Annotated in this window: 18 protein-coding genes and 2 pseudogenes; 13 read left to right on the top strand and 7 right to left on the bottom strand. The window is 63.8% G+C overall.

Annotated elements, in window-relative coordinates; genetic code table 11:
- The first annotated feature begins 229 nt into the window (after positions 1-229).
- The 12 genes and pseudogenes from AD664_RS04960 to AD664_RS04905 all read left to right on the top strand — a co-directional run bounded on the left by AD664_RS04960 (position 230) and on the right by AD664_RS04905 (position 16635).
- The gene (locus AD664_RS04960) at positions 230-1531 is read left to right on the top strand and encodes a nitrate/nitrite transporter (protein ID WP_053144827.1); all 1302 of its coding nucleotides are present in this window, start codon (positions 230-232) and stop codon (positions 1529-1531) included.
- Complete coding sequence (locus AD664_RS04955; protein WP_042729947.1) at positions 1509-2906, top strand: NarK family nitrate/nitrite MFS transporter; 1398 nt, start codon at positions 1509-1511, stop codon at positions 2904-2906. Before AD664_RS04960 ends, AD664_RS04955 begins: the two co-directional genes overlap by 23 nt.
- 66 nt (positions 2907-2972) lie before the next feature.
- Positions 2973-6740: a nitrate reductase subunit alpha gene (locus AD664_RS04950; RefSeq protein ID WP_053144825.1), complete on the top strand. Its 3768-nt coding sequence runs from the start codon at positions 2973-2975 to the stop codon at positions 6738-6740.
- Between the two features lie 10 nt (positions 6741-6750).
- Positions 6751-8289 (top strand): nitrate reductase subunit beta, encoded by a 1539-nt coding sequence (gene narH, locus AD664_RS04945; protein WP_042732204.1) that lies wholly within the window; start codon positions 6751-6753, stop codon positions 8287-8289.
- A 2-nt stretch (positions 8290-8291) separates the two neighbouring features.
- Entirely contained in the window at positions 8292-9047 is a 756-nt protein-coding gene (gene narJ / locus AD664_RS04940) for a nitrate reductase molybdenum cofactor assembly chaperone (protein WP_047738027.1), read from the top strand.
- Positions 9040-9720 (top strand): respiratory nitrate reductase subunit gamma, encoded by a 681-nt coding sequence (gene narI, locus AD664_RS04935; protein WP_053144823.1) that lies wholly within the window; start codon positions 9040-9042, stop codon positions 9718-9720. Before narJ ends, narI begins: the two co-directional genes overlap by 8 nt.
- Before the next feature lie 10 nt (positions 9721-9730).
- Positions 9731-10693, top strand: a complete 963-nt coding sequence (locus tag AD664_RS04930; protein WP_053144821.1) for a peptidylprolyl isomerase — start codon at positions 9731-9733, stop codon at positions 10691-10693.
- 24 nt (positions 10694-10717) lie between these two features.
- Positions 10718-11710, top strand: a complete 993-nt coding sequence (moaA, locus tag AD664_RS04925; RefSeq protein ID WP_053144819.1) for a GTP 3',8-cyclase MoaA — start codon at positions 10718-10720, stop codon at positions 11708-11710.
- A gap of 278 nt (positions 11711-11988) precedes the next feature.
- Positions 11989-14211: pseudogene (locus tag AD664_RS04920) on the top strand (ribonucleoside triphosphate reductase).
- Positions 14208-14903, top strand: a complete 696-nt coding sequence (locus tag AD664_RS04910) for an anaerobic ribonucleoside-triphosphate reductase activating protein (protein ID WP_053144813.1) — start codon at positions 14208-14210, stop codon at positions 14901-14903. Before AD664_RS04920 ends, AD664_RS04910 begins: the two are co-directional and overlap by 4 nt.
- A 112-nt stretch (positions 14904-15015) precedes the next feature.
- A pseudogene (locus AD664_RS28125) lies at positions 15016-15537 on the top strand (MCP four helix bundle domain-containing protein); the annotation flags it as partial.
- A gap of 36 nt (positions 15538-15573) precedes the next feature.
- Positions 15574-16635 (top strand): methyl-accepting chemotaxis protein, encoded by a 1062-nt coding sequence (locus AD664_RS04905; RefSeq protein ID WP_371260944.1) that lies wholly within the window; start codon positions 15574-15576, stop codon positions 16633-16635.
- A 174-nt stretch (positions 16636-16809) separates the two neighbouring features.
- Here AD664_RS04905 and AD664_RS04900 read toward each other — a convergent pair whose 3' ends face one another.
- From AD664_RS04900 to AD664_RS04885, 4 genes are read right to left on the bottom strand one after another with little or no spacing between them, the layout of a single operon-like run.
- A complete protein-coding gene (locus tag AD664_RS04900) occupies positions 16810-18171 on the bottom strand; it encodes a 4Fe-4S binding protein (protein ID WP_053144809.1) in 1362 nt (453 codons plus the stop codon).
- Positions 18159-19013, bottom strand: coding sequence for an FTR1 family protein (locus tag AD664_RS04895; RefSeq protein ID WP_053144807.1), 855 nt, complete (start codon positions 19011-19013; stop codon positions 18159-18161). Before AD664_RS04895 ends, AD664_RS04900 begins: the two co-directional genes overlap by 13 nt.
- Before the next feature lie 21 nt (positions 19014-19034).
- On the bottom strand, positions 19035-19397 hold the full coding sequence (locus AD664_RS04890; protein ID WP_053144805.1) for a cupredoxin domain-containing protein: 363 nt from the start codon (positions 19395-19397) through the stop codon (positions 19035-19037).
- Between the two features lie 2 nt (positions 19398-19399).
- Positions 19400-19930, bottom strand: coding sequence for an iron transporter (locus AD664_RS04885; protein ID WP_053144803.1), 531 nt, complete (start codon positions 19928-19930; stop codon positions 19400-19402).
- A gap of 187 nt (positions 19931-20117) precedes the next feature.
- Between AD664_RS04885 and AD664_RS04880 the strand changes: the two genes are divergently transcribed.
- Complete coding sequence (locus AD664_RS04880; protein WP_047738039.1) at positions 20118-20345, top strand: DUF3079 domain-containing protein; 228 nt, start codon at positions 20118-20120, stop codon at positions 20343-20345.
- Between the two features lie 63 nt (positions 20346-20408).
- On the opposite strand, the gene AD664_RS04875 is transcribed toward AD664_RS04880, so the two are convergent.
- From AD664_RS04875 to AD664_RS04865, 3 genes are all read right to left on the bottom strand, one after another.
- Positions 20409-22148: a dipeptidase gene (locus AD664_RS04875; protein WP_053144801.1), complete on the bottom strand. Its 1740-nt coding sequence runs from the start codon at positions 22146-22148 to the stop codon at positions 20409-20411.
- A gap of 271 nt (positions 22149-22419) precedes the next feature.
- On the bottom strand, positions 22420-24420 hold the full coding sequence (locus AD664_RS04870; protein WP_053145044.1) for a U32 family peptidase: 2001 nt from the start codon (positions 24418-24420) through the stop codon (positions 22420-22422).
- Positions 24421-24539: 119 nt separating this feature from the next.
- Positions 24540-26108, bottom strand: coding sequence for a sensor domain-containing diguanylate cyclase (locus AD664_RS04865; RefSeq protein ID WP_047738044.1), 1569 nt, complete (start codon positions 26106-26108; stop codon positions 24540-24542).
- Positions 26109-26118 lie beyond the last annotated feature (10 nt).

Raw genomic sequence — 26118 nt, 5'->3', positions numbered from 1 at the left:
TGCACTACCTCTAAAGAGTTGTCGGCCGCTGCGCTTCCATAAAAATCCCGGCCAATCTGTTCAAGATATTGATAAACAAAGGGTTCCAGCAATATCCAGATCTACCTCCTTGGAGGTAGGCCGGCCAAGGATAGGTCAGTACCCCCAGGAAGCTCTTTGATCCACGTCAAGTTTTTACCGGGTTCGCATCACTAGGCTGCGCTCAACGAAATGACGGGAGTGCATCGCGATGCGAGCGCAAGTGCAACAAGGGCTGGTACTAGGGATGAGTACCCTGGCCTTCACCGTGTGCTTCATGGTCTGGATGATGTTTGCCGTGCTGGGCGTTCCGATCAAGGAAATGCTCACCCTCAACGAGACCCAATTCGGCCTGCTGGCCGCCACGCCGGTGCTGACCGGTTCCCTGGTGCGGTTGCCCCTGGGGCTGCTGACCGACCGTTTCGGCGGACGCATCGTGTTCTTCTTGTTGATGCTGTCCTGCGTGCTGCCGCTGTACCTGATCACCCTGGCGACCCAGTTCTGGCAATTCCTGGTACTGGGCCTGTTCGTCGGCCTGGCCGGCGGCTCGTTTTCGGTCGGCATCGCCTACGTCGCCAAATGGTTCGACAAACAGAACCAGGGGTTCGCCATGGGCGTGTTCGGTGCCGGCAACGCCGGGTCCGCGCTCACCAAGTTCCTGGCCCCGGCGCTGATCGCCCTGGGCACCTGGCACCTGGTGCCCAAGGTGTTCAGCGCCATCCTGTTCATCACCGCGCTGCTGTTCTGGTTCCTCACCGCCGAGAAAAAGGAGCACCGCAGCGTCAGCAGCACAAGCCTGCGCGAGCAACTCAAGGCATTGAAAGAGCCCGCCGTGTGGCGCTACTGCCAGTACTACTCGATCGTGTTTGGCGGCTACGTGGCCCTGGCCCTGTGGATGACCAAGTACTACGTGCAGGAGTATGGCTTCAGCCTGCAAAGCGCGGCACTGCTGGCGGCCTGCTTCTCCCTGCCTGGCGGCGTGCTGCGGGCCGTCGGCGGCTGGATGTCGGACCGCTGGGGCGCCCAGAGCGTGACCTGGTGGGTGCTGTGGGTCAGCTGGATCTGCCTGTTCCTGCTGTCGTACCCGCAGACACAACTGCAAGTGCAGACCGTCAACGGCATCGTCGATTTCCACATCGGCCTCAACGCCACGCTGTTCACCGTGCTGCTGTTCGTGATGGGCATCGCCTTCGCGTTCGGCAAGGCCTCGGTCTTCAAGTACATCGCCAACGACTACCCGACCAACATGGGCGCGGTGTCCGGCATCGTCGGCCTGGCCGGCGGCCTGGGCGGGTTCGTGCTGCCGATCCTGTTTGGCGCCCTGGTGGACCTCACCGGCGTGCGCTCGTCCTGCTTCATGTTGCTGTACGGCGTGGTCTGGGTCTCGCTGATCTGGATGTACGTCAGCGAAATCCGCAAGCGCCCACTGCTGGGCAAGTCGCCCGCCACCAGCCAACCCCCGTTTTCCAGCATTGCCCAAGGAGAAGAACATGTCCGTTCTGCAAACGCCTGACAAAGGCCCGGTCATTCATGACTGGCGCCCGGAAGACCCAGCATTCTGGGGGCGTAGCGGCAAACAGACCGCTCGGCGCAACCTGTGGATCTCGATCCCGGCGCTGTTGCTCGCCTTCGCGGTGTGGATGGTCTGGAGCACGGTGATCGTGCGCCTGAACGCCATCGGCTTCAGCTTCAGCACCGACCAGCTGTTCTGGCTGGCCGCCTTGCCAGGGCTGTCGGGGGCGACCTTGCGGGTGTTCTACTCGTTCATGGTGCCGATCTTCGGCGGTCGCCGCTGGACCGCGCTGAGCACGGCCTCGCTGCTGGTGCCCGCGCTGTGGATGGGCTTCGCCGTGCAGGATCCGAGCACGCCCTACAACGTGTTCGTGCTGATCGCCTTGCTCTGTGGTTTCGGCGGCGGCAACTTCGCCTCGAGCATGTCCAACATCAGCTTTTTCTATCCCAAGTCCCAGCAGGGCACTGCCCTGGGCCTGAACGCCGGGCTGGGCAACCTGGGCGTGTCGGTGATGCAGTTCAGCGTGCCGCTGGTGATTTCCTTCGGCGTGTTCGGCTTCCTCGGCGGCCAACCACAGGTGCTGGCCGATGGCAGCTCGCTGTGGTTGCAGAACGCCGGTTTCATCTGGGTGCCGTTCATCCTCGCCGTGACCGTGATCGCCTGGTTCGGCATGAACGACCTGTCCAGCGCCCGTGCCTCGTTCAGCGAGCAGGCGGTGATCTTCAAGCGCAAGCACAACTGGCTGATGTGCTGGCTGTACCTGGCCACCTTCGGTTCGTTCATCGGTTTCTCCGCCGCGTTCCCACTGCTGATCAAGACCTCGTTCCCGGACGTCATCGCCCTGAAGTTCGCTTTCCTGGGCCCGCTGGTGGGCGCGCTGGTACGGCCGCTGGGCGGCTGGCTGGCGGACAAGCTCGGGGGCGCGAAGGTGACCCTGTGGAACTTCGTGCTGATGATCGTGATGGTGTTCGGCGTCATGCACTTCCTGCCACAAGGCGGGCAGGGCGGCAGCTTCTACGGCTTCCTGGGGATGTTCATGCTGCTGTTCATTACCACCGGCGTGGGCAACGGCTCCACCTTCCGCATGATCCCGGTGATCTTCCGCACCCTGCATGAAAAGGCCGCCCTGGGCAAAAAGCCCGAGCTGCGTGAGCAGGCGCTCAAGGACGCCGGCAAGGAGTCGGCAGCGGTGCTCGGTTTCAGCTCGGCCATGGGCGCCTTCGGTGCGTTCTTCATTCCCAAGTCCTTCGGCACTTCGATGGCCCTGACCGGCGGCCCGGAGATGGCCTTCTACATGTTCGTCGGCTTCTACCTGAGCTGCATCGTGGTGACCTGGTGGTGGTACGCGCGCAAGGGTGCCGCGACCCCCTGCTAAGACGAATTCAACTGTTGCGTGGGCGGGGCGCAGACCCCGCGGAGCAAGCCTGAGAGGAAAGACACTGTGAGTCATTTACTGGATCAACTGCGGTTCTTCAACCGCAAGCAAGGCGAGTTTTCCGAGGGGCACGGCGAGACCCGCAAGGAGTCTCGGGACTGGGAGAACGTCTACCGTTCCCGCTGGCAATACGACAAGATCGTGCGTTCTACCCACGGGGTGAACTGCACCGGTTCGTGCTCGTGGAAAATCTACGTCAAGAACGGCCTGATTACCTGGGAAACCCAGCAGACCGACTACCCGCGCACCCGTAACGACCTGCCCAACCACGAGCCGCGCGGTTGCCCGCGTGGGGCGAGCTACAGCTGGTACATCTACAGCGCCAACCGCCTCAAGTACCCGAAAGTCCGCAAGCCATTGCTCAAGCTGTGGCGCCAGGCGCGCCAGACCCTGCCGCCGGTGGAAGCCTGGGCCAGCATCGTCGAGAACAAGGCCAAGGCTGACTCCTACAAGAGCAAGCGTGGCATGGGTGGCTTCATCCGCTCCAGCTGGGAAGAAGTCAACGAGATCATCGCCGCTGCCAACGTCTACACCGTCAAGCAGTACGGCCCGGACCGCGTGGTGGGCTTCTCGCCGATCCCGGCGATGTCGATGGTCAGCTACGCCGCTGGCGCGCGTTATCTGTCGCTGATCGGCGGCGCGTGCCTGAGCTTCTATGACTGGTACTGCGACTTGCCGCCTGCCTCGCCGATGGTCTGGGGCGAGCAGACCGACGTGCCGGAATCGGCCGACTGGTACAACTCCAACTACATCATTGCCTGGGGCTCCAACGTCCCGCAGACCCGCACCCCCGACGCACACTTCTTTACCGAGGTGCGCTACAAGGGCACCAAGACCGTGGCGATCACCCCGGACTATTCGGAAGTCGCCAAGCTCACCGACCTGTGGCTCAACCCCAAGCAGGGTACCGACGCCGCACTGGCCCAAGCCTTCAACCATGTGATCTTCAAAGAGTTTCACCTGGACAAGCCGAGCGCCTATTTCACCGACTACGCCAAGCGCTACACCGACTTGCCGGTGCTGGTGATGCTCAAGCCGATGCTCGGCGCCGCTCCGGGATCGGGTTACCAGCCCGATCGCTTCCTGCGAGCCAGTGACCTGACCGACAACCTCGGCCAGGACAACAACCCCGAGTGGAAAACCATCGCCCTGGACGCCGACGGCCAACTGGTTTCGCCGCAAGGCTCCATCGGCTATCGCTGGGGCGAGAAGGGCAAGTGGAACATTCTGCCGCGTGAAGGTGGCGAGGGCCGCGAGACCGACCTCAAGCTCAGCCTGATCGGCGGTGATGTGGCCGAAGTGGCGTTCCCGTACTTCGCCGGTGAAACTCAGGAGCACTTCCAGCACGTGGCCGGTGACGCGGTGCAGTTCCGTCGGGTGCCGGTGCACAGCGTGGTGCTGGCCGACGGCAGCGTGGCGAAAGTGGCCACCGTGTTCGACCTGTCGGCGGCCAACCTGGCCATCGACCGTGGCCTGGGCGGCGCCAACGTTGCCAAGGACTACGACGACGCCTCGGTGCCTGGCACTCCGGCCTGGCAGGAGCAGATCACTGGCGTGAGCCGCGAGAAGGCGATCCAGATCGCCCGCGAGTTCGCCGACAACGCCGACAAGACCCGTGGACGCTCGATGATCATCGTCGGGGCGGCGATGAACCACTGGTACCACATGGACATGAACTACCGCGGGCTGATCAACATGCTCATGCTCTGCGGTTGCATCGGCCAGACCGGCGGTGGCTGGGCCCACTACGTTGGCCAGGAAAAACTCCGTCCGCAGTGCGGCTGGCTGCCCCTGGCCTTCGGCCTGGACTGGAACCGTCCTTCGCGGCAGATGAACGGCACCAGCTTCTTCTACGGCCACAGCTCCCAGTGGCGCCACGAGAAAATGAGCATGCACGATGTGCTCTCGCCATTGGCCGACAAGTCGCAGTTCCCCGAGCACGCGCTGGACTACAACATCCGCGCCGAACGGGCCGGGTGGCTGCCCAGCGCGCCACAACTCAACACCAACCCGCTGCACATCTGCCGCGACGCCGCGGCCGCGGGCCTGGAACCCAAGGACTACGTGGTCAAGTCGCTGCAGGACGGTTCCCTGCGCTTCTCCTGCGAGCAACCGGACAGCCCGGTGAACTTCCCGCGCAACATGTTCATCTGGCGCTCCAACCTGCTGGGTTCCTCGGGCAAGGGCCACGAGTACATGCTCAAGTACCTGCTGGGTACCAAGAACGGCGTGATGAACGAAGACATTGGCAAGGTTGGCCACTGCAAGCCAACCGAAGCCGAGTGGGTGGACGAGGGTGCCATCGGCAAGCTCGACCTGGTGACCACGCTGGACTTCCGCATGTCCTCGACTTGCGTGTATTCGGACATCGTCTTGCCGACCGCCACCTGGTACGAAAAAGACGACATGAACACCTCCGACATGCACCCGTTCATCCACCCATTGTCGGCGGCCATCGACCCTGCGTGGGAATCGCGTTCGGACTGGGAAATCTACAAGGGCATCGCCAAGGCGTTCTCGGCCATGGCGGTCGGCCACCTGGGCGTGGAAAAAGACCTGGTCACCGTACCGCTGATGCACGACAGCGTCGGTGAACTGGCCCAACCGTTTGGCGGCACCGATTGGAAAACCGCCGGCGAGGCGCCACAACCGGGCAAGAACGCACCGAACCTGCAAGTGGTGGAGCGCGACTACCCCAACATCTACAAGCAGTTCACTTCCCTGGGCCCGATGCTCGAGAAACTCGGCAACGGCGGCAAGGGCATCAACTGGAACACCGAGGCCGAGGTGAAATTCCTTGGCGAACTGAACCACCACGAGGTCGAAGCTGGCATCAGCCAGGGCCGGCCAAAAATCGACAGCGCGATTGACGCCGCCGAAGTGATCCTGTCCCTGGCCCCGGAAACCAACGGCCACGTGGCGGTCAAGGCCTGGGCGGCCTTGTCGGAGTTCACCGGCATCGACCACAGCCACCTGGCCGTGCCCAAGGAACACGAGGCCATTCGCTTCCGTGACATCCAGGCCCAGCCGCGCAAGATCATTTCAAGCCCGACCTGGTCCGGCCTGGAAGACGATCACGTCAGCTACAACGCCGGCTACACCAACGTCCATGAGTCGATCCCATGGCGCACCATCACCGGCCGCCAGCAGTTCTACCAGGATCACCCTTGGATGCAGGCGTTCGGCGAGCAACTGATGAGCTACCGGCCACCGGTCAACACCCGCACCATCGACGTGGTCAAGGGCAAGCGCAGCAACGGCGAGACCGAGATCGTCCTGAACTGGATCACCCCGCACCAGAAATGGGGCATCCACAGCACCTACACCGACAACTTGCTGATGCTCACCTTGAGCCGTGGCGGCCCGATCATCTGGCTCTCCGAGATCGACGCCCGGCGCGCCGGCATCGAGGACAACGACTGGGTCGAGTGCTTCAACGCCAACGGCGCGCTGACCGCCCGCGCGGTGGTCAGCCAGCGGGTCAAGGAGGGCATGGTGATGATGTACCACGCCCAGGAACGGATCGTGAACGTGCCCGGCTCGGAAACCACCAAGACCCGCGGCGGCCACCACAACTCGGTGACCCGCGTGGTGCTCAAGCCCACCCACATGATCGGTGGCTACGCCCAGCAGGCCTACGGCTTCAACTATTACGGCACGGTCGGTTGCAACCGCGATGAATTCGTCGTGGTGCGCAAGATGGCCAAGGTCGACTGGCTCGACGGTTCCAGCGGCGATGACCTGCCGCGTCCCCTGCCGACTGAGCTGGATTGAGGAGATTGAGATGAAAATTCGTTCACAGATCGGCATGGTCCTGAACCTGGACAAGTGCATCGGTTGCCACACCTGTTCGATCACCTGCAAAAACGTCTGGACCAGCCGCGAAGGCATGGAATACGCCTGGTTCAACAACGTCGAGACCAAGCCTGGGATCGGCTACCCCAAGGAATGGGAAAACCAGGACAAGTGGAAGGGCGGCTGGATCCGTAACGCCGACGGCTCGATCAACCCACGCATCGGCGGCAAGTTCCGCGTGTTGGCGAACATCTTTGCCAACCCGGACCTGCCGAGCCTGGACGACTACTACGAACCGTTCGACTTCGACTACCAGCACCTGCACACCGCACCGCTGGGCGAGCACCAGCCTGTTGCGCGGCCGCGTTCGGTGGTGTCCGGCAAACGCATGGAGAAGATCGAGTGGGGCCCGAACTGGGAGGAAATCCTCGGTACCGAATTCGCCAAGCGGCGCAAGGACAAGAACTTCGACAAGATCCAGGCGGACATCTACGGCGAGTACGAAAACACCTTCATGATGTACTTGCCACGCCTGTGCGAGCACTGCCTGAACCCGGCGTGCGCGGCGTCTTGCCCGAGCGGGGCGATCTACAAGCGCGAGGAGGACGGCATCGTCCTGATCGACCAGGAGAAATGCCGCGGCTGGCGCATGTGCATCAGCGGCTGCCCTTACAAGAAGATCTACTTCAACTGGAAGAGCGGCAAGTCGGAAAAATGCATTTTCTGCTACCCGCGCATCGAAGCCGGCATGCCGACTGTCTGCGCTGAAACCTGCGTCGGCCGGATCCGCTACCTAGGCGTGCTGCTGTATGACGCCGACCGTATCAGCGAAGTGGCCAGCACCGCCAACGAGCAGGACCTGTACGAGAAACAGCTGGAAATTTTCCTCGACCCGAACGACCCGGCGGTGATCCGCCAGGCCCTGGCCGATGGCGTGCCGCAATCGGTGATCGATTCGGCGCAACGTTCGCCGGTGTACAAGATGGCCGTGGACTGGAAACTCGCGCTGCCGTTGCACCCCGAGTACCGCACCCTGCCAATGGTCTGGTACGTGCCGCCGCTGTCGCCGATCCAGAACGCCGCCGCGGCCGGTACCGTCGGCATGAACGGGGTGATCCCGGACGTCGACAGCCTGCGCATTCCGCTGCGTTACCTGGCCAACCTGCTGACCGCTGGCGATGAGAAGCCGGTCAAGCTGGCCCTCAAGCGTCTGTTGGCGATGCGTGCCTACAAGCGTTCCGAGCAGGTCGACGGCGTGAAAGACCTGAAAGTGCTGGCCGATGTCGACTTGAGCGTGAACCAGGTGGAAGAGATGTACCGCTACCTGGCGATTGCCAACTACGAGGACCGTTTCGTCGTGCCAAGTGCCCACCGTGAAGACGCGATGAGCGACGCGTTCGCCGAACGCTCCGGTTGCGGTTTCAGTTTCGGCAGCGGTTGCAGCGGCAGTTCCGACACCAACATGTTCGGCGGCAAGAAGGCCAACCGTCGCGACGTGATCAAGACCGTGCAGTTGTGGGAGGACTGACCATGCGCATTCTCAAGGTGATTTCGTTGTTGCTCGACTACCCGACCGAGACCCTGGTGGCCGGTCGCGACGAGCTGGAGGAGGCGATCCTCCAGGCGCGGGAAATCAGTCCCAACCAGCGCGCCGGTCTGTTCGAGCTGCTGGAAGTGATCTGCGCCAAGGACCTGATGGACGGCCAGGAGCACTACGGCGCGCTGTTCGGCCGCGGCCGGTCGCTGTCGTTGCTGCTGTTCGAGCATGTCCACGGCGAGTCCCGCGACCGGGGCCAGGCCATGGTGGACATGATGGCCCAGTACGAAGAGGCCGGTTTCGCCATCGGCGTCAAGGAGCTGCCGGATTACATCCCGCTGTACCTGGAATACCTCTCCACCCGCGAGGACCTCGAGGCCCGCGAGGGACTGGCCGATGTCGCGCACTTGCTGGCGTTGCTCGCCGCGCGCCTGGAGGAGCGTGAAAGCGCCTATGCCAGTTGCTTCCGGGCCTTGTTGCAAATCGCCGGGGCCGAGCCCCAGGGCGCGGTGGCCGAACTGCGTGAGCAGGTCAAGGCCGAGCCGAGGGATGACTCCCTCGAAGCCCTGGACCGGATCTGGGAGGAAGAGGCGGTGGACTTCCTGAAGGCCGAGCAGCAGGACCGTTGCGGTTCGCTGCCCAGCGCGCCGGGCAAGGCCAGGGAAGAAAGTGCGGTGCCGTTGCACTGGGTGGATTTTCAGCATGAAGGGCAGGCCGTTGCGCCGGCCGGGGAGGTGGGCAATGTCTAAATGGGATCTGTTGTTGTTCGGGGTCTATCCGTATGTCGCCTTGGCGATCTGCCTGATCGGTAGCTGGGCACGGTTCGACCTGTCCCAGTACACGTGGAAGGCCGGTTCCAGCCAGATGCTGAACAAGAGCGGCATGCGCGTGGCCAGCAACCTGTTCCACGTGGGGGTGCTGTTCGTGCTGGCCGGGCATTTCGTCGGCCTGCTGACGCCGGCAGCGATCTACCACCATGTGCTGAGCACCGAGCACAAGCAGTTGCTGGCGATGGTTTCCGGTGGCTTCTTCGGCGTGCTGGGCCTGATCGGCTTGTTGATGCTGCTCAACCGCCGCCTGACCGATCCACGGGTGCGTGCCACGTCCAACACCTCGGACATCCTGGTGTTGGTGGTACTGCTGGTGCAACTGGTGCTGGGCCTGCTGACCATCGTCGCTTCCACCGGCCACATGGACGGTTCGGTGATGGTGATGCTGGCGGACTGGGCACAGAACACCGTGCTGTTGCGTCCGGTGGAAGCCGCGACTTCCATCGCGCCGGTGAGCCTGGTCTACAAGCTCCATGTGGCGCTGGGCCTGACCCTGTTCGTGCTGTTCCCGTTCACCCGTCTGGTGCACATCATCAGTGCGCCGGTCTGGTACCTGGGACGTCGTTATCAAATCGTTCGGCAGAAGTTCTGAGGAGGCGATCATGGCCAGTGGATGCGGATGTGGTGGCGGTAACGGCGGCAGCGGCGGCTGCGGTTCTTCGGCAAAGGCCGCGCCGGTGACGGCCTCGATGGCCGAGGTCGGACCGGTGCAGTACGCACCGGCCCAGGCGGCGCCGGTGGCGGTGGACGAGGCGCCGGCCGAGTTGATCGCCAGCAGTGAACAGGAATGGCCGATCATCAGCGTCAACGGGGTGTCGATCACCCCGCAGGCGATGGCCCAGGAGCTGCAGTATCACCCGGCGGACAGCCGCGAAGAGGCGCTCTACCAGGCGGCGCGGGCCTTGGTGATCCGTGAGTTGCTGCAGCAGCGCATCGCCGAGCTGGGCCTGTCCCTGCAAGTCGGTGCCGGTGAAAACGAAGAGGAAGCGGCGACACGGCTGTTGCTCGAACAGGAGGTGCAGGTGCCGCATTGTGACGAGGCCACCTGCCTGCGCTATTACGACAGCAATCGGGCGCGCTTTCACAGCGCTCCGTTGCTGGCGGTGCGGCACATCCTGCTCGAATGCGCGCCGGACGATGCCGAGGCCCGCAGCCTCGCCCACGTCCAGGCCGAACTGCTGCTGGAACGCTTGGACCAGTTCCCAGGCAGCTTTGCCGAGCTGGCCCAGAAGTACTCGGCCTGTCCGTCCAAGGAGCAGGGCGGGTCGCTGGGGCAGATCAGCAAGGGTCAGACGGTGCCTGAGCTGGAGCGCCAGCTGTTCGCCTTGCCGGCGGGGCTGTGTGGCAAGCCGCTGGAAAGTCGCTATGGCTGGCACGTGATCAGTGTCGACCAGCGCATCGACGGCCAGCCGCTGCCCTACGAGGCGGTGGCGACGGCGATCCGTACCCAGTTGCAGCAAGGCGTCTGGCAAAAAGCGCTGGTGCAATACCTGCAGACCCTGATCGGTGCGGCGGACATCCGCGGCATTCGTCTGCAGGGTGCCGATTCGCCGCTGGTGCAGTAGCACCGGGTCAACCAGGGGATAACCATGAACGCCGTGTTGCAGGACGGGTTTGGACGCCAGATCGATTATCTGCGGATGTCGGTGACCGATCGTTGTGATTTTCGCTGTGTGTATTGCATGGCGAAAAACATGACGTTCCTGCCCCGTCAGCAGGTGTTGACCCTGGAGGAGTTGCAGCGCTTGGCGCGGCTGTTCGTGGGGCTGGGGGTGAAGAAGATTCGCCTGACCGGTGGCGAGCCGCTGATCCGTCCGGGCATCGTCGGGCTGTGCCGTGATATCGCGGCCTTGCCCGGCCTGCGTGAGCTGGTGATGACCAGCAACGGCTCGCAGCTGGGGCGACTGGCCCGGCCGTTGGTCGATGCTGGCGTCAAGCGCATGAATATCAGCCTCGACAGCCTGGACGGAGAGCGGTTTCGGGCGATCACCCGTAATGGCAACCTCGACCAGGTGCTGGCCGGGATTGAGGCGGCGAAATCGGCGGGCTTCGAGCGGGTCAAGCTCAACTGCGTGGTGATGAAGGGACGCAATTTCGACGAGGTGCCTGCGTTGGTGCAGTACGCCATCGACCAACGCATCGACATCAGCTTCATCGAGGAAATGCCGTTGGGGGAGGTGGGGCGTTCCCGCGGCGAGTCGTTCTGTTCCAGCGACGAGGTGCGAACTGCGATCGCCAGCCGGCATCGCTTGCTCGACAGCGCCGAAAGCAGCGGCGGGCCGGCGCGCTATGTGCGCCTGGAGCGGCATCCAGACACCCGGATCGGCTTCATTTCGCCAAACACCCATAACTTCTGCGCCAGTTGCAACCGCGTGCGCCTGACGGTCGAAGGGCGCTTGCTGCTGTGCCTGGGGCAGGAGGACTCCCTTGACCTGCGCGGGCTGCTACGACGCTATCCGCTGCAAGACCTGCCGCTGATCCAGGCGGTGCAACAGGCCTTGCGCGGCAAACCCCAGCGCCACGACTTCAACCCCGGTGGCGAGGTGCAGGTCGTGCGGTTCATGAACATGAGTGGGGGGTGAGGATACTCGTCGCTTGTGCCATCGCCTTCGCGGGCAAGCCCGCTCCCACAGGAACTTCACTGAAGATCGCGTGTGGGAGCGGGCTTGCCCGCGAAGGGGCCGGTACATCCTCTTCCCACACACTGACTCACCCTCATCGCAAAGCCCCCAAATTGTTCTTCAGGCCTTCTCCCGATTCTTGACATCAATCAATTGCAAACCCACCTTTCAGCCGTACCCTTCACTGCATATTGTGGTTTATGAATTAAAAAAGCCTATATGTAGTGTCTGGAGCCCAAATGCAAAGCACATTGATCTCAGTAGGGTGCAACCGCCTGCACAAGCGCGACGGCAGCGTGGTGGCCTTTGACGCGGACAAGATCCGCCAGGCCTTGATCGCCGCCGGCAAGGCCACCGGCGAGTACGCCGAGGCGCAAGCCGAAGGGTTGCTGGAGGCGGTGCTGGCGCGTCTGGAAGGGCAAACGCGACTGAACGTCGAGCAGATCCAGGACAGGGTCGAGCGGGTGCTCATGGACGCCGGGTTCTTCCTCTCCATGCGCGCCTACATCGTCTATCGCGAGCAGCATGGTCGCCTGCGCCGCGATCGCCGCACGTTGGTGGAAGTCGCCACATCGATGAACGAATACCTCGACCGCGAAGACTGGCGCGTGCAGGCCAACGCCAACCAGGGCTATTCCCTCGGCGGGCTGATCCTCAATGTGTCGGGCAAGGTCACCGCCAACTACTGGCTCGACGAGGTCTACAGCCAGGCCATCGGCCAGGCGCACCGCGAGGCCGACCTGCACATCCACGACCTGGACATGCTCGCCGGCTACTGTGCCGGCTGGTCCTTGCGCACGCTGCTGCACGATGGCCTCAACGGCGTGCCGGGGCGGGTCGAGGCCGGGCCGCCCAAGCACCTGAGCAGCGCCCTGGGGCAGATGGTGAATTTCCTCGGCACCTTGCAGAACGAATGGGCCGGCGCCCAGGCGTTCAGCTCGTTCGACACCTACCTGGCACCCTACGTGCGCAAGGACAACCTCAGCTACGATGAGGTCCGCCAGTCGTTGCAGGAGTTCATCTACAACCTTAACGTGCCGTCGCGCTGGGGCACGCAGACGCCGTTCACCAACCTGACCTTCGACTGGGTCTGCCCACAGGATCTGCGCGAGCAGATCCCGATCATCGGCGGTGAAGAGATGCCGTTCGCCTATGGCGACCTGCAAGCGGAGATGGAGTTGCTCAACCGCGCCTACATCGAAGTGATGCAGGCCGGCGACGCGAAAGGGCGGGTGTTCACGTTCCCGATCCCGACCTACAACATCACCCATGACTTCCCGTGGGACAGCGAAAACGCCGACCGCCTGTTCGAGATGACCGCACGCTACGGGTTGCCGTACTTCCAGAACTTCCTCAACTCGGACATGCAACCCAACCAGGTGCGGTCGATGTGCTGCCGCTTGCAACTGGACGTGCGCGAGCTGCTCAAGCGCGGTGGCGGCCTGTTCGGTTCGGCGGAGCAGACCGGCTCGCTCGGGGTGGTGACGATCAACTGCGCTCGCCTGGGCTACCTGTACAAGGGCGACACCAGTGCCTTGCTGCAACGCCTCGATGCCCTGATGGAGCTGGCGAAGGAAAGCCTGGAGGTCAAGCGCAAGGTCATCCAGCACCACATGGACGCCGGCCTGTACCCCTACACCAAGCGTTACCTGGGCACCTTGCGCAACCACTTCTCCACCATCGGCGTGAACGGCCTGCACGAAATGCTGCGCAACTTCACCGATGACCAGCAGGGCCTGCACACCGAACAGGGCCGGGCCTTCGCCCTGAGGCTGCTGGACCACGTGCGTGCGACGCTGCTGCGCTTCCAGGAGGAAACCGGCCACCTCTACAACCTGGAGGCCACGCCAGCCGAAGGCACCACGTACCGTTTCGCCAAGGAAGACCTCAAGCGCTACCCCGACATCCTGCAGGCCGGCAGCCCGGCGGCGCCGTACTACACCAACTCTTCGCAACTGCCGGTGGGGTTCACCGACGACCCGTTCGAGGCCCTCGAACTGCAAGACGAACTGCAGTGCAAATACACCGGCGGCACCGTGTTGCACCTGTACATGGCCGAGCAGATCTCCTCCACGCAGGCCTGCAAGCAACTGGTGCGCAAGGCGCTCGGGCGCTTCCGCCTGCCGTACCTGACCATCACGCCGACCTTTTCCATCTGCCCGGTCCACGGCTACCTGGCCGGCGAACACGAGTTCTGTCCCAAATGCGACGAGGCCTTGCTGCTGCAACAGCAACAGGCCGGCAGCGTCCACTGATCCGATCCATCGACCGCAAGGAGCTTTACCATGAATGCATCGAGCACGGCCCCACACACCCCTGTCGCGCAAGCGCAACGTCAACGTTGTGAAGTCTGGACCCGAGTGATGGGCTATCACCGCCCGGTGGCGGCGTTCAACCCCGGCAAGCAGTCCGAGCATCGCGAGCGGCTGCACTTCACCGAACGCGCGGCCGGGCGTCCATGAGTCGAGTGCTGCGGGTCGGGGGCATGGTGCCCCTGACCACCCTCGATTACCCGGGCCAACTGGCGTGCGTGCTGTTCTGCCAAGGCTGCGCCTGGCGTTGTCGTTATTGCCATAACCCGCAACTGATCCCGCCTCGTGGCAGCGAGGAAGTGGATTGGTGCCGGGTGTTGGCGTTCCTGCAACGCCGCCAGGACCTGCTCGACGCCGTGGTGTTCAGTGGCGGCGAACCGACCTTGCAGGACGGCCTCGCCTCGGCCATGGACGAAGTGCGGCAGATGGGTTTTCGCATCGGCTTGCACAGCGCCGGCATCAAGCCGGCGGCCTTTGCCAAGGTGGTCGGGCAAGCCGACTGGGTGGGGTTCGACATCAAGGCCCTGCCCGAGGATGCCCTGGACGTGACCCGGGTCGAAGGCAGCGGCAGCGCCAACTGGCGCAGCCTCGACCACCTGCTCGACAGCGGCGTGGATTACGAATGTCGCACCACGGTGCATTGGCACCTGTTCGATCCCGAGCGGTTGCTGACCCTGGCCCGGCGCCTGAGCGAACGTGGCGTCAGGCGCTTTGCCGTGCAACTGGTGCGCACTGCGCGGATGCTCGACCCTCATCTTTCCAGCGTCTCGGCACAAGGCTTGCAACCCGAGCTGTGGGCCGCCATGCGCGAATTGTTCCCCGCGTTCGTGTTGCGCAGTTGACCGACCGCTGCAGGGCACGATTCACCGCGGCCCGGAACCACCGGGCCATTCCTTTTTTTGGGTTTTCAAATGCGCTGCCAGCCGGCAGGTAGTTGAACAGGGAGCATTTGACATGACCAGACTCACCACCGCCCAACGCATCGTGATCGGCTTTGCCATCGCGCCATTGGCCCTGATCGCCCTGGCGCTGTACGCCTTGAACGACCTGGCGATGCTGCGCGACCAGGCCGAGCAGATCGTGCGGCAGGATTGGCCGAAGATCGACCCGATCATGGTCATCGCCACCGGTGTGCGCGATAACGCCAGGAACACCCGTGACTTGTTGATCGACAAGGACAATGGGCAAGTCCAGCAGTCCATCGACGCCACCCGGCAACGCATCACCCAGGCCTTTGCCACCCTCGAACCGTTGTTCGACCAGCCCGAAGGCCAGGCGGCGTACGCGCAGTTGAAGAAGCGCCGCGAGGCCTACGTCGCCGCATTCGTCCAGGTGCAGGCGTTGATCCGCCAGGGCGCGACGGATGAGGCGATGAAGCAACTCAAGCAAGGCGTGATCCCGGCGGAGCAGGAGGTGTACAAGAGCCTCGAAGGGATCATGGCGATGCAGGGCAAGGTCTTTGTCGAGCGCGAACGCCAGGCCCAGGTGCGCTACAGCGACGCGCGGCGCAACATGCTGGCGTTGGTTCTGGCCTGTTTGGCGGTGGTCGCCAGTGTCGCGATCCTAGTGACCCGCAGCGTGACGCGGCCCTTGGGCGGCGAGCCCGACGATGCGGCACGGGTGCTGAGCCACATCGCCCAGGGCGACCTGACGATCCGGGTGCCGGTGGGCGTCGGCGCCAACGACAGCGTGATGAGCCACATGCACGACATGCAGCAGAGCCTCAACGGCATGGTCCGGCACATCGCGGCGTCGGTGGATCGGGTGGCCAGTTCCTCGGAAGAGTTGAGTGCCGTGAGCAGCCAGACCAACAGCACCTTGCAGTTGCAGGGCCAGGAAATCGAACAGGCCGCGGCGGCGGTGAACCAGATGACCGCCGCCGTGGACGAGGTGGCGCGTAACGCGGTGAGCACCAGCGAAGCTTCGCGGGTGTCGGAGCGCACCGCCCAGCGCGGTCGCGAGCAAGTCCAGGAAACGGTCGCCTCCATCACCGCGCTGGCGGACGGCGTAACGGACACCTCCGGGCGGATCCAGCAACTGGCCGGGCGGGTCCAGGACATCAGTTCGGTGCTGGACGTGATCCGCAACGTGGCCGAGCAGACCAACCTGCTGGCACTGAACGCCGCCATTGAAGCGGCTCGGGCCGGGGACGCCGGCCGCGGCTTTGCCGTGGTGGCCGACGAGGTCCGGGCGCTGGCCCATCGCACCCAGGATTCAACCCGGGAAATCGAGGACATGATCGGCAATATCCGCGAGGACAGCGGGCACGCGGTGACAGCCATGCAACACAACAGCGAGCTGGTGCAGACCACGCTGCAAGTGGCCCAACGTTCCGGCGAGGCCCTGGATGAAATAGCCCGCTCGATCTCGCAGATCAACGAGCGCAACCTGATGATCGCCAGCGCCACGGAGCAGCAGGCGCTGGTGGCCCGCGAGGTGGACCGCAACCTGGTGGGCATCCGCAACCTGTCCGAACAAGTGCTGCTGGGCGCCCGGCACACCGACAGCGCAGGCCAGGACCTGGCCCAGATGGCCGGCTCACTGCACCAGACGGTGGCGCGCTTCAAGGTGTAGCGGGGTGGGGTATCCCGGACCCTCTGTGGGAGCATGCTTTCAGTGACCTATGCATCACCGACACACTGCGCACAGCCTGTGGGAGCGGGCTTGCCCGCGAAAGCGGTCTCTCAGTTGCCTATGCACCACTGACACACGGCATTCGCGAGCAAGCCCGCTCCCACAGGGTTTGCCTCACCACCCCCAAAACTGCAACCACCAGCCATAGCCCACCAACCCGTTGGCCAATGCCAGGCAGGTCATGGCGGGCCGTCGTCGAGTTGAGGGCATCGGTTCCAGGCGTTTGCAACCCAGCCACAGGCTCCAGGCGATCGCCGCCAGTAAAAGCGCGGCCCGCGCCGGCTGCACCCATTCGAGCAACAGCCCTTCATAGCGCAGCAGCTTCACCGTGGTGGCCGACAAACCGAGGAACAGGCCTGCACCACCGAGAGGCGTCAGGGTGATGGCCAGGGGCCAATATTGTGCGGAATCCCCCGAGAACCACGCGGCCAGGCGCATCAGCAACGTCAGCGACGTGCCGATCACCAGCGCACTCATGCCCAGGTACGCGACGATGCAGAAGCCGTCGAGCCAACTGAAGCTGTCGTTGAGTTGGGGGTAGTGGGTCAGCAGCCACCAGGGCGCGTTGTCCCGCAGCGGCCAGGTCAGGTCATGGCTGACCAGCCATTCGGCCAGGTGTTGCTTGAGGGCTATGAACCAGGGGCTGACGGTCCACTGGAAGGCGCCCATCGCCAGGCCGATGACGCCGAACAACAACAGGCGTGGTTCCCAAGGCGAGAGCGTGTCGGCCGTTGAGTGGAGGATTTCCTCGTTGCTGGAGCGGGCAATCAGGCGCACCGCGTCGCGTTGGCCGCTGCAACGCCCACAGGCATGGCAATCGGCGGCGCCGCGTAGGCGGCGGATGTCCAGCAGTGGTGCGCAATTGGGCGGCGGACGACGTGGCGCGGGGTTCTCCAGCCAGCGTTGCTCGTTCACCTGGAAATGCAGCGGTGCCAGGCGCGCGAGCAGGGCGAAGACGCCACTGACCGGGCACAGATAGCGGCACCACACGCGCTTGCCTCGGGCAAACAGCAGCCCGACGATCACCGCCGCGACGGTCGAGCCGCCGAGAATCAACAGCGCCGCCTGGGCGTAGTCATAGACGCTGATCAGTTGCCCGTAGACCGTGGTCAGGCAGAACGCCAGGGTCGGCCAGCCGGCCCAGCGCAACGCCCGTGGCGTGCCCAGGCCCTTGCCGTACTGACTGGCCCATTCGCTCAAGGCTCCCTCGGGGCACAGCACGCCGCACCAGAGCCGGCCGAACAGCACGATCGACAACAACACAAACGGCCACCACAGCCCCCAGAACAGGAACTGCGCCACCAGCGTGAGGTTATCGAACAGGCGTGCCTGGCTGCCGGGCAGGGGCGAGAAGGCGGGCACCACCAGCAACACCGCGTAGAACAGCACCACGGCCCATTGCACTGCGCGAATCGTTGACCCATGGCGCCGCATGCCGTCACCGAGGCGCTGGAGCCAGGGGTTTACGTCGGGCATGGAAGGCCGTCCGCTTTGCGTGGCCGCAGCCAACCGGCGACGAGGCCCCAGTAACCCAGCCACGCCAACAAGGTCAGTGCGCTGGGGCTGGCCCGGTAGCCGGCAAAATCAGCGAGGAAGCCACCCAGGCCGTGCCCGTCGTCCAGCAGCGCACTGCTGTCCCAGAGCGCGTCGCCAATGCCGCGATACACCGCCTCGGGCCAGTCCATTGCGAGCAATTGCCCGCCCACGCGCTCGATGCCGCTGACCAGCAGCGCCGCGCCCAGCAGCAACAGAATCGCTTCGCTGATGGCAAAGAACCGCGGCCATGAAATGAACCGGCGGCTGCCGTGCAACAGCGAGACGGTCAGCAGCGCCAACGCCAGGCCCGCCACTGCGCCAACGGCGAACAGGCCCAGCGACGGCCCTTGCAGGCGGGCGCCGGCGCCATACAGGAACACCACCGTTTCGCTGCCCTCGCGGCTGACCGCCAGCAACGCCAACATCAGCAACCCCAGCCCACCCTGGCGCCCCAGGCGTTGATCGGCGTGGCGCGTGAGGTCACGCTTGAGCATCGGCCCATGGCGATGCATCCAACCGACCATCTGCACGATCAGTCCACTGGCGAGCAACGCCAGGGCCGCCTGGAACCATTCGTTGGCCGCGCCGCTCATGGCTTCGCCCGCCAGCATGATCAGCCCGGCCAGCACACCGGACAGCAGCAGGCCCAGCCCGGCGCCGCCCCACACGTAGCGCAGTAACGACCGGGCCTGGCGTTGCTGGCTGACCCAGGCCTGGAGAATGCCGATCACCAGCAACGCCTCGACGCTTTCGCGCCAGACAATAAACATCGATTGAGTCATGCACGTGTCTCCTGCGGGCGACTACTGGGCGAGAATCCCGCCCTCGGGCAGTTGCGGATTGAACTCGTCGAAAAACGGATAGTGCCCCGGCCGCAGGGGATGGATCACCACGAAGGTGGTGACCCCCGGCGACAGCACTTTTTCCACCCGCAGCGGCGTGCTCTCGAATTCCGCCGGGCCCTGGCCAATGTTCTTCAACACGATCTTGAAGCGCTGTCCGGCCGGCACTTGGAGCACTGGCGGGGTGAAATGGCCGTCACGCATGCTCAGCTCGTAGGTGGGCAACTCGGCATGGGCGATCGACGGCAGCATCAGGCCCGCCAGCAGCCACCCGGCCAAATGTCGACGGCGGGTGAGTAGCCGTCCGCGGCATGGACGATCCATCTTCAGTACCCGCCTTTTTTACCGATCCCGGCGTAGACGAATTCGTAGTGCAATTCACAGCGCTCGAACCACGGGGCGACACCGGTTTCCTTGTCGGTGTGGCGGCCGAGGGACCCATGGCCGCCCGGCGGCAGGACGGTGAAAGTCAGCTGGTACCTGCCGGGGCCGAGCAGCTTGACGTTGTCGCCATAGTGCGGCCCGTCATTGGCGACCATGGCATGGAAATCACCCTTGAGTTCGGTGTCGTTGCCTTGTTTCTTCAACTGGAACGATACGTTGAGGTAGGGCACGAAACTGCCTTCCTGGAAGCCTTGGTGATTGTCCGCCGTGGCGCGGATGTCGGCCTCCAGGTGGACGTCGGAATCGGCGGTCGCGCGCATCATCCCGGCGGGGGCCATTTCAATCGGTTGCAGGTAGACCGCACCAACTTCCAGCCCCGGACACAGTTGCGGTTCGCCGATGGGGTATTCCTTGGCCTGGGCCAACGGTGCGAGAAACAGCAAGGCGAGGGACAGCGGGGCGAGGGTACGCATGGTGACTTCCTGGACGGCGTAAGAGATGAGCGAGTCTAGGAAGCTTTGCTGCGAATAATAATGATTATTGTCAATTTTCAGCGTGATTGTGCGAAGCGGATGCCCAGGCGCTTATTGATCGAAATCAAGGTTGGTCCGGGCCCGAGGCGCTAGGGTGCAGGTACACCCATCTGTTCGCGGGGTCCCCATGGCCAAGCCCTTTCCCCTCAGTCCCAAGCACCCGGAGCGCATCTGCTGGGGCTGCGACCGTTACTGCGCGGCAACGGCCCTGGCCTGTGGCAACGGCGCCGACCGCACCATGCACCCGGCCGAGATGATCGGCGAGGACTGGTACCTGCATGGGGATTGGGGGTTGGAACTGACTGACATCACCGACAAAACCGTGGATGAGTTTGCAAAGCACCCGGAGAAATAAGCTGGACCCTTGTGGCGAGGGGATAAATCCCCTCGCCACAAGGCCCGCAGGTCTGACTTGCGGTTACAGCTTCGGCAGCTGGCCAACCCGGCCCATCATCTCGGTCACGATCTGCAAATCCAGCAGGAACTGCTCGACCGTCTTGAACTCGTTGTCGTTGTGACCGGTGTACTTGACGTCCGGCATCGCCAGCCCGAATTGCACGCCGTTGGGCAGGTCATGGACCGAGGTGGCGCCGGCGGACGTGCCGTACTTGTGTTCCATGCCAAGGTTTTCACTGGCCACCGCCAGCAACGCCTTGACCCATTCGCCTTCAGGGTTGCGGTACATCGGCTCGTCGATGGAATAGTCGAAGGCCACCGCGACATGGGTCCGCTTGCTCCAGTCGGCCAGCTTGCCAGCGATTTCGCTCTTGAGCGTCTCGGTGGATTTACCCACCGGCACCCGCAGGTTGACCGCCAGCTTGAAGGTCTTGTCGTCCATCCCGACATAGGTCAGCGACGCCGTCAGCGGGCCCATGAACGCGTCGGAGAAACCGATGCCCAGTTGCTTGCCCAGGTAGTCCAGGCCCCAGTTGTCGGCGGCGTAGCGGGCCGCATCGGTGATGTGGTTGTGCTTGAGCGCGACCTTGCCGTCGAGGCTGTTGATGAAGCCCAGCATCCGCGCGACCGGGTTGACGCCTGATTCGGGCTCGGAGGAATGCGCGGAAACGCCGGTGAAGGTCAACTGGACATCCTTGCCGACGACCTGGCTGGTCACCTCGAAGTTGCCACCATTGCCCTTGGCGTACTCGGTGCCGGCCTTGAGCAGGCTGGCTGCCAATTCGGCGGGTTGGTCGGTGACGAAGGTGGCCACCGACGTCGACGGGATCTGGTTGGTCGCCAGGCCGCCGGTCAGCGCGGTGATCTGCGCGCCCTTGCCCTGAGCCTCGCGTCGGGCGAAGTTCGCCATGACGGTGCCGTAGCCTTTCTCGGCAATCACCACGGGGTAGCCGCCATCCAGCGCCAGGTTGTAGTTGGGCGTCGGGTTGTGCTCGAAGTAATAAGGAATCGCGTCACCGGTGGTTTCCTCGGTGGTGTCCACCAGCAGCTTGAAATGGCGTGCCAGCGGCAGGTTTTCTTCCTTGATGACTTTCATCGCATACAGCGCGACCACGATGCCGTTCTTGTCGTCCTCGGTGCCGCGGCCGTACATGCGGTCGCCCACCAGGGTCACCTTGAACGGATCGAGCCGGGTGCCATCTTTCAATACCCAGTTTTCCGGCGTCACCGGCACGACGTCAGCATGGGCGTGGATGCCCACGACCTCGTCGCCGCTGCCTTCGAGGGAAATCTCGTAGACGCGATTGTCGACGTTGCGAAAGTTCAGGTTGAAGGACTGGGCAAGGCTTTTGATCTTCTCGGCGATCTTGAGGAACTCGGGGTTCTCGTGCTGGGCCACGCCTTCCTTGCGGTAAGTCGGGATCGCCACCAGCTCCTTGAGGGTTTCGGTGGCTGCGGCGCCGTATTTGACCCGCGCATAGAGGCCCAACAGGCGATGGATCTCGTTCTGTTGTTCGGCTGTCAGGGTTTTGTTGCCGAGGAAGCCGTCGATGGCCGGGGCGAGGCCGGCGGTTTTTGCCGCGTCGCTCTTGCCGACGGTTGTCAGGAATTGACGGAAGTCGGTGACCGAGCTGTCGGAGAAGGTCTTGACGATGGCAGCGCTCTGTTGCGCAGTGATATTGGCGAAGGCAGGGGTGGTGATCGCGGCGAGGCTGGACAGCATCAGGGTGGTCACGGCCAGGTGCTTGAACGAAAAGTCCATTGCTGGGGGCATTCCTTTGCAGGGAGTTGAAGGAAGATGTTTCATTGGCGAAACAACTACGCAACGTAACACTGCAGGTCAGCGGGCGGGGAGTCTATGAGGTGGGATTTGTCGCACACTCAGGCAAAAACGGCGCAGAAATGAAAAACAAGGGTAGGCAGCCCATGTGGGAGCGGGCTTGCCCGCGAAGGCGGCGGCACATCCGACATCTGTGTGACAGAGACACCGCTTTCGCGAGCAAGCCCGCTCCCATAGGCCATTGCGGCATTACTTAATGCGGGGCGCGAGCAATGGTCTTGAGCAAATCCTCAGGGCTGATGTAGCCGACCACTGGCTCTGCGGTGCTGCCTGGCAATGGCAGGTCAAGGATGTGGCCCTTGATCTTGCCCACCACGTGCATTTCGCAGGGCTTGCAGTCGAACTTCAGGGTCAGCACTTCATCCCCGTGGATCAGTTGCATCGGAGCCACCTTGGTGCGCACGCCGGTGACGCCCTTGGCTTGCTTGGGGCACAGGTTGAACGAGAAGCGCAGGCAGTGCTTGGTGATCATCACCGGCACTTCACCGATTTCTTCGTGAGCCTCGAAGGCCGCGTCGATCAGTTTGACGCCGTGGCGGTGATAGAAGTCGCGGGCCTTCTGGTTATAGACGTTGGCCAGGAACGACAGATGCGATTCCGGGTACACCGGCGGCGGGTTGGTCTCGGCCTTGCGGCCGCCACGGGGGTGAGCCGCGACGCGGGCCGTGGTCAACGCCTCGATGGCTTCACGGCGCAATGCCTTGAGCTGCGAGTTGGGAATGAAGAACGCTTGGGGCGCGTCCAGCTTGATCGACGTGGCGTGGTAGTCGGTGGTTCCCAACTGGCCGAGCAGGTCGTGCAGCTGCTCCAGGGCCTGCTCCGGCTTGTTGGCCACGCCGAACGGTCCGTCCAGGGCCACCTGGGTGCTGATGCCTTCCTCGCTGGTGGCGGTCAGCTCCAGGCGCTCTTCGCGCAGGCGGGCGACCCAGGCCAGGCCGATCCGGCGCTCGGAGGAGGTCTTGAGCAGCGCTTGCTGCCAGTTGTGGTCCAGGTTACGGCTCAACGGATGGTTGGGGCGCAGTTGATACAGGCCCGCTGGCATTTCGTTGGGCTCGACGCGGTAGCGGTAGCGCTTCTGGCCGTCCTCTTCGAACACGCCCTTGGGCTCGGCGACGTTGGCCCGAAAGCCCACGACTTCACGCTTGACCAGCACGTTGAGACCATCGCCGTTGGACAGTGGGTCGAAGGTCACGACCTGCATGTCGCGCTTGCCGACTTTTTCCACCACGCCCACCGGCACGCCGGTGAACGTCGGCGAGTCGAAGGCGCCGATGTCGATCTTGCGCTCGCTGACGAAGTAGTCGGTGCTGCCCCGGTGGAAGGTCTTTTCCGGGTCGGGCACGAAGAAGTGCGCGGTGCGGCCGCTGGAGGCGCGGGCCAGGTCGGGGCGGTCTTCGAGGACGTCGTCCAGGCGCTGGCGATAGTAGGCGGTGATGTTTTTCACATAGCCGGCATCCTTGTAGCGCCCTTCGATCTTGAACGAGCGCACGCCGGCTTCCACCAGGGCGCGAATGTTGGCGCTCTGGTTGTTGTCCTTCATCGACAGCAGGTGCTTTTCGTAGGCGACCACCCGGCCCTGGTCATCCTTGAGGGTGTAGGGCAGGCGGCAGGCCTGGGAGCAGTCGCCGCGGTTGGCGCTGCGACCGTTCTGGGCGTGAGAAATGTTGCACTGGCCGGAAAAGGCCACGCACAGGGCGCCGTGGATGAAAAATTCGATGGCCGCGTCGGTCTCGTCGGCGATGGCGCGGATTTCCTGCAGGTTCAGCTCACGGGCCAACACCAGCTGCGAGAAACCGGCCTGGTCGAGGAACTTCGCCCGCGCCAGGGTACGAATGTCGGTCTGGGTGCTGGCGTGCAACTCGATCGGCGGGATGTCCAGTTCCATCACCCCCAGGTCCTGGACGATCAGCGCATCGACACCGGCGTCGTACAGTTGGTGGATCAACTGGCGGGCCGGCTCCAGTTCGTTGTCGTGCAAGATGGTGTTGATCGTGGTGAACACCCGGGCGTGGTAGCGATGGGCGAACTCCACCAGCCGGGCGATATCGCTCACCTCGTTGCAGGCGTTGTGTCGGGCGCCGAAGCTCGGGCCACCGATGTACACGGCGTCGGCGCCATGCAGGATGGCCTCGCGGGCGATGGTCACGTCGCGGGCGGGGCTGAGCAATTCCAGATGATGTTTGGGCAAGGACATGGGTTTTATAGTCAGGCTGGTCACGGTCGAAGCGAGCATTGTAGCCGCCAGGCGCCTTGCCGGCACCTGTGGACTTCGGATTGCCGCGCGCGGACCGATGCACGGCGCGGCGCGGGCGATCAGGCGGGTACCGTGGCCGCACTGCACCAGCGGTTGCGGCCGGTGTTCTTGGCCAGGTACAGGAAGGCGTCGGCGGCCTTGATCAGCATCGCCGGCGTGACGTCCTCGATGGCTGGCTGGCAGGTGGCCACACCCGCGCTGGCGGTGACCAGCCCCAGTGGATGGTCGCCGTGTTCGATGCCCAGCGCCCGGATGCCCTCCAGGATGGCCTGGGCGACCTGGGCCGCCCCGGCGTTGTCGGTGTTGGGCAGCAGGACGGTCAGCTCTTCGCCACCGTACCGCACGGCCAGGTCCCCCGGGCGCTTGATGGTTTTCTGGACCGCCACGGCAATCGCACGCAGGCAATCGTCCCCGGCGGCGTGGCCATACTTGTCGTTGAAACGCTTGAAGTAGTCGACATCGAGCATGATCATCGCCAACGACGAGCCCTGGCGCTTGGCCAGGCGAAGCGCCTCGGCCAGGGCGCTGTCCAGGCGCCGGCGGTTGCCCAGGCCGGTCAGGCTGTCGGTCAGCGCCATGTCGCGCATGGTCTGGTGAGCGCTGCGGATCTGCTTCTCCATGCTCATCCGATAGCGCAACTGGCTGAGCACGATGAGCCCGAAGCCGACGAGTATCGCGATCAGGAAAATCAGCACGAGGCCGGTCTTGAACAGGTCGCGACGCCACGGCGCGATGATCGACTCCCGGGACAGGCCGGCCTCCACCACCAGCGGATAGGTGGTCAGGGCCCGGTAGCCGTATAGCCGCTCGGTGTCATCGATCACGGCCCTGGCCTCGGCCACGCCCTGGTTCGAGGTGGGCAGGAAGTTCTTGAAGATCACACTGTTGACCAGGCTCTTGCCGACCACCGAGGCGAAGAAGGGCCGGCGTACCAGGATGGTCCCGCTGCGTGTGGCCAGGACGAGCGCGCCCTTGTCGTCGATCTTGAAATCGCCGTAGTAGTCGACGAAGTAGCTGACCTTGACGGTGCCCAGCAGCACGCCGGCGAAGGAGCCGTCGGGGTTGTTCAGGCGTCGGGAGATGGGGATGATCAGGTCGTTGGTGGAGCGGCTCCTGATCACCTCGCCGATTCTCACGTTGCGATCTTCGTGGGTGCGGTGGTACTGAAAGTAGTCCCGGTCGGCGTTGTTCGGCATTTCCGGGATCACTTCCTTGTCCGTTACCAGCCATTGGCCATCGGGGCCGTAGATGAACAGCCCGTGCAACTGAGGCATGATGGCGGATTGCTGGACCAGCAGCTTGTGGATGCGCGGGATGTCGATGTTCTGCAGCCCGTCACCTTCGACCCGTTCACTCAGCGCGGCGGTCACCACATCCACTTGTCGGATGGTGTCTTCGGCATGCTGCGCCGTCGCCCGTGCCAGGTTCGTCACCGAGTCGTGGGCGGCGGCAAAGGCGGCGCGATAATCACGCCACGTCCGCCAGCCTTCAACGGCCAGGAACGCCACGACCACCACCAGCATGAAACTCACGGTGAGCCGCAGCGCGGCTCCAGCCCGTGCAGCCTGGGGCGAGAAGGCTTCGTCAGAGTTGTCTACCTCTGGCTCTGGCCGTTTGCGTCCGAGCATCAACATTTTC

It is taken from the genome of Pseudomonas sp. P97.38 (assembly GCF_001269745.1).
GTDB lineage: Bacteria > Pseudomonadota > Gammaproteobacteria > Pseudomonadales > Pseudomonadaceae > Aquipseudomonas > Aquipseudomonas chlororaphis_E.
Note: the sequence above shows the minus strand (reverse complement) of the source record. Positions and strands in the feature narration are given on the sequence as shown.